Consider the following 1,685-nt stretch of genomic DNA (forward strand, 5'->3'; position numbering starts at 1 on the left):
CCTGCGAAAGCGTAACGCTTGGGTCACCCTGCTCAAAAGCCTTAGCCATTTGACCCGCTTTTAATTGTGTATCATTGACCGAGCCAACCGCACTAGACAGCATGTCACTGAATTTAGGTGTTTGGCTCGCTTCCTGGGTGGCATTAATTTTTGTAGGAGATATTTCTTCAGTCTGAACCTGAGTTTTCTGAACCTGCGCACGCAGATTTTTCATCTCAGCCAGCACCTGATTGATATCTGCTCTAGCCCCTACGGAGTTAATCCCAGACATACATCCCCCTTGTCAAAATTTCGTTACTAAAAATACGCTTAAGTTAGTAAATGCATAAAGCGGGCCAATTCACAGACAAGCTGAAATTATAGATAGATTGGAAGGTTTAACATGATAGCATTGCTAATTCTTAGCAATAACAAAAAAAGGGAGCATACGCTCCCATACAGATCATCAGCAGATTGACGAAATCCTGTTGTAACAGGCAACTAGCAGAGCCACCCGTACACTCAATTCGATACCTAGGCAGCCATTTCAGCTGCAATATCGATACCCTGCTCTCTCATTTGAGCAAGCTTATACCTCAAGGTTCTTGGGCTAATACCTAGCTTCTCGGCAGCATTCTTCTTTCTGCCATTTTCTTGACGCAAGGTATCGATAATTATTTGATATTCTCGAAGCTTTAGATCTTTACCTAAACCTGTTCGAGAGTTTGGCTCAACCTCGACCTGCACCGACCTAACTTGCTCAGTCGGAACCTCTTGCTTGGATTCAAGTATCCAGTTAGCCGACTCGGATAAATCCAAGCATAGGTCGCTAACCTTAACCACACCATTGCAGGCCATAATCAGCGAACGCTGAATCGCATTATCAAGCTCTCGGACATTTCCCGGCCAATGGTATTGAGACAAGTAAGTCTCTACACCCTCACCAAACTCCATTTTTTCACGCTTCATTTTGCTAGAATGCTCAGCAAGCAAGCGTTTAGCCAGCGGCCAAATATCCATAGGACGCTCTCGCAAAGGCTTCCAGGCCATGGGAAACACGCTCAGACGATAATACAAATCTTCTCTAAACTTTCCTTCGTTTACGTACTCTTTTAAATCACGGTTTGTCGTCGCCAATACCCGTACATCCAAAGGAATCGCTTTTCTTCCGCCAACTCGCTCCACTTCACGTTCTTGCAGAACCCTAAGTAGTTTTGCCTGCAAGCCTAGATCCATTTCAGATATTTCATCTAGCAATAAGGTTCCGCCATTGGCAAGCTCAAACTTACCGGGCGAACTTGCATACGCGCCGGTAAAAGCCCCTTTCTCATGGCCAAACAGTGTTGCTTCTAGCATATTCTCTGGGATTGCTGCGCAATTCAAAGCAACAAAAGGTTTGTTCTTTCGCGATGATGACTCGTGAATATATCTCGCCAATACTTCTTTACCCGTACCACTTTCACCTGAAATCATTACTGTCGAATCAGATTCAGCAACTTTGCGAGCGACTTCAAAAAATTGCTTAGAGAATGGATCTTCAGCAACAGGCCCTTTCTCATCACTAGACTTTTCTTCAGATGTATCACCAAGCCCCAAAATTTTAATAATTGATTGAATTAAGGTTTTTGGTTCGAAAGGTTTTACTAAATAGTCTGCGGCACCACTTTGCATAGCTTCAACAGCCAGCTTAATTTGACCATAGGCAG

Annotated in this window: 2 protein-coding genes; both read right to left on the minus strand. The window is 43.9% G+C overall.

Annotated features, from left to right (window positions below; translation table 11 throughout):
- Positions 1–271 (minus strand): flagellar hook-basal body complex protein FliE (locus A3766_RS24945; protein WP_197479731.1); only part of this gene is annotated, 271 nt, incomplete at its 3' end.
- Positions 272–513: 242 nt separating this feature from the next.
- The coding region (locus tag A3766_RS24950; RefSeq protein ID WP_068643180.1) for a sigma-54 dependent transcriptional regulator at positions 514–1,685 on the minus strand (1,172 nt) is incomplete at its 5' end.

Source organism: Oleiphilus sp. HI0132 (assembly GCF_001635845.1).